The sequence below is a fragment of the Brevibacillus reuszeri genome (assembly GCF_001187725.1).
Lineage (GTDB): Bacteria > Bacillota > Bacilli > Brevibacillales > Brevibacillaceae > Brevibacillus > Brevibacillus reuszeri.
Genome location: NZ_LGIQ01000002.1, coordinates 550,323 through 556,938, shown reverse-complemented (window position 1 = coordinate 556,938; position 6,616 = coordinate 550,323). Strand labels below are relative to the sequence as shown.

The following is a 6,616-nucleotide window of genomic DNA, read 5'->3' as shown; positions in this document are numbered from 1 at the left end:
AAATCATTTAATGATAGACTCATTAACGCTTTCGCTGTTCAGTTTTCAAAGAGCATTTTTTGTTACTCTGTCGCCCAGAGACGACTTTTTTAATTTACCACATCTCTACCTAGAAAATCAAGTAGTTTTTTTAACTTTTTCACTGCCATATTTTTCGTTTGTGCAGCAGCGACGTTTGTTAATATAGCATGGATCAAAACAAGAAGTCAACAGTATTTAAAAATTTTTACCCCAACAATATAAAACAAATCTCTTCAACCTCGTTTTGACGATCTGAACAATCTACCTCCTGGACCAAGGACCGCTGCACCATTTTATCTATAATCAGCGGTATATCGATTTCCGCATCCTGAACGAGGGGATGATTCATTAGTTCTTGCAAGCTCCATGGCCCATTCTTCTTCTCCATCACTTCGATCAAAAATCTGACCGAGCTCTTCATGCGAGAAGTAATCCAGAATTCCATGGCAAGTAACAGAAGCTCAATCCGCTTCTCCAATGCCTCCGCATTAAACGAAAGCTCCTCGTACAGCTTGTATACCGAGTAATCCAGCTGCTTGACCTGGGACCATAGTCCAGCCTGCGGGTGCTCTCCTGCCTCGTAAACAATCAGACGCGCCCATGAGTCAAGCGATTGAATAGACGAATGATAAGCATCCAGAGCCATCCCTTGCTGGAGCCGTTCTTTTGTCTCATGGACAAAGCGCAGCAAACGCGAATACTCTTTGCAGATGTACTTTTTCTGGAGGAACTCGGGCAATCGACTGATTCTCTGTTTCATTTGCTTCATATATCCGTCTTTATCCCACAAAATCTCAGCTTTGCCCAGCATGACTGCAAGCCGCTCATCCAAGCCGTTTACAGCCCCCTTTTCCAATTGCCAGCTGCCGATCTGTTGTTCGAGAATTACTTGCTTATTTATCCGCATGCGTCTAATTGTGGTATCGACATGCGAATGATTGACCACTACTATATAGAAGGTTCCCTCACGGAATGGGACAAGCATATCCGAATCAGGCAAAATCAGCACCGCTTGCACATCCATGCGCTTTTGGAGCAATTCAAGATAGGTTTGCTGATTGTCATCTGGCCTTCTATTCATGCCTTATTTCCTCCCTGCCCCTGGGTTGAACTTAAGGATTCTACACGCCTTGTCCGTTTCCTGCTTGTCAACAGACAATTCCTTTTGTGTGATATACTGTAGGATAGGAGGAATGATGATGAAAAATACTGAGCGCCTGAGCAAGATTAAACGCATGCGAACTTGGGGCAACTGGAGCATGGTAATCGGCATTTTGCTGATGTATACAGGTTACGCTTTTTTTGCAGGATATCTGGACTTTATTCCTTTTCTCGGCAGCCTGTTAAAAGGTTCTTACATCTTTATGACCCTGCTCTTGATTATCGGCTTCATCCTTACAATGGGAAGCACAGTGTTGTTCATGATTTCGGGGATGGTTTCCACATCAGCTCCACAGGTACAGTGCCCTTCGTGCCAAAAAGTAACGAAGATGCTCGGAAAAGAAGACGCCTGTATGTTTTGTGGACAACCGCTCCGCTTAGAGGATGGACAACCTCAGCAAAACCAGACATAATGATGAACCCTCTGCAATCACAATCCATACGCAAAAAGCCACCTGCACACTCCCTCTAACAGGGCGCGCAGGTGGCTTCTTCTATCTATGACAGCTCGTTAAGGTGATTTCTGAGTGGACTTTTCAGAAGACAAGCCTTCCTCGATAGCCTGCCAAATTTCTGGCACTTCAAACCCACGGCGCCAGGATGCAACCCCAGCCAGATCGTACTTGTTCACGATATCAATCCGCTTTTTCATAGAACTGACGTCCTCAAGCCACATTTTATAGACGTTGCCATCTTTCGGATCTTTGTATTCCACGTAGTTTTGGCCTGACGCTTCATCCAGCTTCGGAGTCAGCTTTCGCTCCTTGATCCATTCCTCGGCTCTCGTCATGGACAATGCCTTGGAGCTGACCTTGATTTTTCCGTCAGCCTGCTTCGCTTCTGTCCACAGTCGCGTATAGAACGGCACACCGAGCAAAAGCTTTTCATGCGGCACTTCTTCCAGCACACCCTGCAAACCGCTTTCCACCCACGGCAACGATGCCACAGAGCCCGCTACCGGACTCGCCGCCCAATGCTCGTCATACGTCATAACCGCCATGTAGTCTACCACCTGTGCAAGCGCCTTGCGATCGAGGAACAACGACCACGTTTTGGCATTCGACTTGATCGTAACATCAATCGAAACGGTTAGCCCCTGTTGATGCAAGTATGGAGTCATTTCCCGAACAAACTGAACGAGCTTCTCCTTTTCCTCCAGGTACACATTCTCGAAGTCAATGTTGATGCCATCGAGATCGTACATATGGGCGTAGTGGATAATCTGCGCGATCAGTTTATCCCGCTTGTCGTAGCTGCCAAGAACCGACTTTGTCCAATCCGGGTTAAAACCGTTTGTGACCAAGCCCCATACCTTGTAGCCGCGTTGGTGAGCCCATTTCACATAGGCAGGGTCTGCTTTATTCAGGAGAGTCCCTTCTTCATCCTTCATTTCAAACCACGTAGGAGAAACGACATTCACACCCGGCATTGCCTCAATTTCTGCAATGTTCGGATTTCGGTTTACTACATGCTCCCATGTGAGGTTTATTTTCTTTCCGTCAGGCTTCCAGACTGTATAAGGCTGAGAGTCTATAGGATGGTCCAGAGCAACCTTTCGCACACTTGTAAATTCAACACTCTTAACTGGTAAAAAGCCTGCGATCCCAGAAGCGGTCAGAACACGATAATAATCCTCTTCTTTTCCGAGAATATCGACGCTCTCTCCTGTTCCTACTTCAGCAACAATCGGGGTTCGATGCGAAGCCCCAACGCGAACCATTTGCTTCTCATCCTTGGCAATCACATTTGCCTGCTGAATTTCGTAGCCTTCCTTTTCGACGAGCAAGACATCGGTAGCTTCTTTGCGCTCAAACGTATAGGCATACAGCTTTTCCAACGGATCAATCGGCACATAGCGTGTCCCATTCACTTCCTTGACAGGAACCTGCAAATTTACTGGCTGCTTGTTCAGATGTGCAACGACTTCACCGCTTTGCATACGCAGCACCTTGTCCTTTGTCGTTACAATGACCGATTTCGTAGGCTCATCCCAAAAAATGGCCGGGTCAATCCGCTCCTTCAAAAACTCGAAGGGCACGAGAACCTGATCAGATTCCAGCAAATACGTTGATTTGGTTTTAGAGCCCTCATATACGATTACATGATGATCGCCATCATACGGTAGAACATGCTCCGTAGATGCCCGCAACACAAAAAACCAGTAGATTCCGCCAAAAATTGCGACGAAAAAGAAAAGGAGTAAAAAGAGAAGCCGCGCCGCTCGTCTTCTTCTTCGCCTAGGACGAGGAGCCATTCCAACTGCCAAGCTCATGGTCGCGACCTCCTCTCCACAATAGTTTCCGATCATATCTTATGTTCAATGAATTCACAACCTTTTACATTCTAACAAACATTCCTATACGTAGAGGAAGACGTACGAAAAGCCAAAACGTTACACATTGCGACATAAAAACACCTCCCGCAGCAACTGGTTATCCGGTTGTTGCAGAAGGTGTTTTCCTCAAAAAGCCATTTCTTAGTGGGGATTCTTTTGACAGGACTCACAGATGCCGTACACTTCCATGCGATGACCCGTTACGCGAAAGCCGATATCTTTTGCTGCCGATTCCTCCGCATCCCGCAAATACGGGAAGTGGAAATCTCGAATCGCACCACAGCTTGAACAGATCGCGTGGTAATGATCTTCTTCTACGTTGGCATCAAATCGACTGGACGCATCCCCGTAGGTGAGCTCCGTAACCAATCCTGCATCCTTAAAAACCCGCAGATTATTATAGATCGTAGCAACACTCATATTGGGGAATTTGCCTTCGAGAGCTTTGTATATTTCGTCAGCCGTCGGGTGAGTCATCGTCTCCAGCAAATAAGTTAAAATTGCATGGCGCTGAGGTGTCATCCGAACCCCGGTATTCTTGAGGATTTCAACAGCCTTTTCTACACGCTGTGCCATATTGTTACACCCCACAGTCCTTCGCAAGACAAAAGAATAGTTCACTTCTTTGTCATTGATTAGAATTACTTTAAATAAGTGTACGTCTAGTCAGCGAAAACTGTCAATATGCATTACACGTAATTTGAGGATGAAGAAGATGGAAATCAGGATTTCGCCTTGACTGTTTTCTTAGCTGCAGGCTTTGCTTTCGTCTTTTTTGCCTCGGCTGCCGCAAATTTGCACATGGATTGCAGAGTGCATTGTCCACATTGCGGATTGCGTGACGCACATACCCTTCTTCCGTGCCAGATCAGCCAATGATGCGCATCGGACCATTTTTCACGCGGAATCCGTTTCATCAGCTGACGCTCTACTTCGTCTACATTGTCGCTCTTAGCGAGTCCAAGGCGATTGCCTACGCGAAACACATGCGTATCGACTGCAATCGCCGGTACTCCAAATGCATTGGACAGCACGACATTGGCTGTTTTCCGGCCAACCCCAGGCAACGCCTCCAGCTCTTTATGCGTTTGCGGAACCTCTCCGTTGTACTTTTCGTACAAAATTCTACAGGTCTCCAAGATGTTCTTGCTCTTATTCTTATACAATCCGAGCCCTTTTATATGCTCTTCCATTTCTTCCTGTGTCAAATGAAGGTAATGCTCCGGCTGATTCAAATGCTTAAACATCGGCTCGGTTATTTCATTCACCCGTTTATCTGTACACTGCGCGGAAAGAATCGTGGCGATCAAGAGCTCGAACGGGGTGGTATAGTTTAATTCACAATGCGCGTCTGGATACAACCCTTGCAGCTCATCCAAAATTTCCGCGACGGGTACTTTGCGTTGTGCCATAGAAATGTCCCCCTTTTCCCTACATTATACCGATCTGCGTCAACTCGGCAATTAGCAGGAAGTTGGCTTGGCATAGCGAACCTTGCATGAGATACAATGTGCTTGGAAGAATTTTACGGGAGGGGATTCGAATGAAGGTGTTCCTGACTGGTGCCAGTGGATTTGTGGGAAAAGGCATGGTAGCTCGGCTACAAGCAGGTGGGTACCATACGGTTTGCTTGACAAGGTCGGGCTCGGAGGGAAAGCTCGGATTCGATAAAAATAGCCCATTCATCGCAGAAGCAACTGGTGATCTGTTTGATACAGCTTCACTTGAGCAGGCGATGCAGGGCTGTGATGCTGTTATTCATCTGGTTGGAATCATTCGTGAACAGACAGGGAAAGGCGTTACCTTTCAACGAATTCATGTCGAGGGTACCAAAAACGTTCTAGCAGCAGCCAAAAAAGTCGGGGTTACCCGTTTCATCCATATGAGTGCGCTAGGCGCCCGCGAAAATGCTACGAGTGCCTATCATCGTACCAAATACGAAGCAGAACAGCTCGTCCAAGCTAGCGGAATACCATACGTCATTTTCCGTCCATCTGTCATTTTCGGACCAGGGGATGAGTTTGTAAATATGCTGGCTGATTTAGTTCGTCTTCCTGTAACACCTGTTATTGGCAATGGTTCGTATCCTTTACAGCCTGTCGCTCGTGAAACAGTAGCTGATGTCTTCGTTCAAGCGCTGACCCAGGATGCTTCCCTTAATCAAGTCTACGAGACTGGCGGACCAGCACCTCTCACCTATGTACAAATTCTGGATGCCATCGGCACTGCGATCGGCAAAAAGAGTGTTCGCAAAATACATATACCTCTCGAGCTGATGAAGCCAGTCGTTAACATGATGGAAGGCTTCTCCTTTTTCCCCATCACAAATACGCAGCTGACCATGCTGCTGGAAGGGAACGCTTGCAATGATGGGGGCCTGCTATATCAAACGTTTTCTACCAAGAAAATCCCTTTTCACGAGGGGATTGCTACCTACTTACGCTAGGATCTCATTTGGCAAATGCGCTGCTTGATCGTCATAAATGACACCTGCTCATGTGAGAAAAAGCCCCTGAGATAAGTCCAGGGGCTCTTCGTTGCTATTTACGATTCATGCAGTGTTTTTTCTACAGCACCCACCTGCTTGTTCACGTGACGCGCGACGACAAACAAGTAATCGGATAAACGGTTCAAGTATTTCACTACGGCCTTGTTTACTTGTTCCTGTGTAGCAACATGTACGGCTTTTCGCTCCGCTCTTCTCACGACAGTTCGCGCAATGTGAAAAGCAGCAGCCGCAGGGTGTCCGCCAGGCAGAATAAAGTTGGTCAATGGCGGCAGATTAGCATCCAGCTGATCAATCTGTTCTTCCAGGAAGGTAACATCCTCTTCTCCGATCGGCCAGCCTACTTTTTTGCCTTCAGGCGTAGCCAGCTCTGCACCTACATGGAACAGCTTGGTCTGTATGATATGAATAACAGCATGCAGCTCGTTCCACTCGTCTGATTGTGGCAACAGGGATAAGGCAAGCCCGATTTGCGAATTCGCTTCATCACACGTTCCATATGCTTCTACACGATCTGCAAACTTGGGTACACGGACACCTGCGACCAGTGACGTTTCCCCTTTGTCCCCTGACTTTGTGTATATCTTCATTCA

Annotated in this window: 7 protein-coding genes; 2 read left to right on the top strand and 5 right to left on the bottom strand. The window is 47.0% G+C overall.

What is annotated here, in order from left to right; genetic code table 11:
- Nucleotides 1–226: 226 nt before the first annotated feature.
- On the bottom strand, nucleotides 227–1,102 hold the full coding sequence (locus ADS79_RS03195; RefSeq protein ID WP_049736957.1) for a hypothetical protein: 876 nt from the start codon (nucleotides 1,100–1,102) through the stop codon (nucleotides 227–229).
- A gap of 118 nt (nucleotides 1,103–1,220) precedes the next feature.
- On the opposite strand from ADS79_RS03195, the gene ADS79_RS03190 reads away from it, so the two are divergent.
- Complete coding sequence (locus ADS79_RS03190) at nucleotides 1,221–1,595, top strand: YgzB family protein (protein ID WP_049736956.1); 375 nt, start codon at nucleotides 1,221–1,223, stop codon at nucleotides 1,593–1,595.
- A 98-nt stretch (nucleotides 1,596–1,693) separates the two neighbouring features.
- Here ADS79_RS03190 and ADS79_RS03185 read toward each other — a convergent pair whose 3' ends face one another.
- From ADS79_RS03185 to nth, 3 genes are all read right to left on the bottom strand, one after another.
- Nucleotides 1,694–3,454: a glycosyl hydrolase family 18 protein gene (locus tag ADS79_RS03185; RefSeq protein WP_049736955.1), complete on the bottom strand. Its 1,761-nt coding sequence runs from the start codon at nucleotides 3,452–3,454 to the stop codon at nucleotides 1,694–1,696.
- Between the two features lie 204 nt (nucleotides 3,455–3,658).
- On the bottom strand, nucleotides 3,659–4,093 hold the full coding sequence (perR, locus tag ADS79_RS03180) for a peroxide-responsive transcriptional repressor PerR (protein WP_049736954.1): 435 nt from the start codon (nucleotides 4,091–4,093) through the stop codon (nucleotides 3,659–3,661).
- 146 nt (nucleotides 4,094–4,239) lie between these two features.
- Nucleotides 4,240–4,929, bottom strand: coding sequence for an endonuclease III (gene nth, locus ADS79_RS03175; RefSeq protein ID WP_049736953.1), 690 nt, complete (start codon nucleotides 4,927–4,929; stop codon nucleotides 4,240–4,242).
- Nucleotides 4,930–5,060: 131 nt separating this feature from the next.
- Between nth and ADS79_RS03170 the strand changes: the two genes are divergently transcribed.
- Nucleotides 5,061–5,963: a complex I NDUFA9 subunit family protein gene (locus ADS79_RS03170; RefSeq protein WP_049736952.1), complete on the top strand. Its 903-nt coding sequence runs from the start codon at nucleotides 5,061–5,063 to the stop codon at nucleotides 5,961–5,963.
- Between the two features lie 98 nt (nucleotides 5,964–6,061).
- Here the strand turns inward: ADS79_RS03170 and ADS79_RS03165 are convergent, their stop codons facing one another.
- Complete coding sequence (locus ADS79_RS03165; protein WP_049736951.1) at nucleotides 6,062–6,613, bottom strand: cob(I)yrinic acid a,c-diamide adenosyltransferase; 552 nt, start codon at nucleotides 6,611–6,613, stop codon at nucleotides 6,062–6,064.
- Between the last annotated feature and the right edge of the window lie 3 nt (nucleotides 6,614–6,616).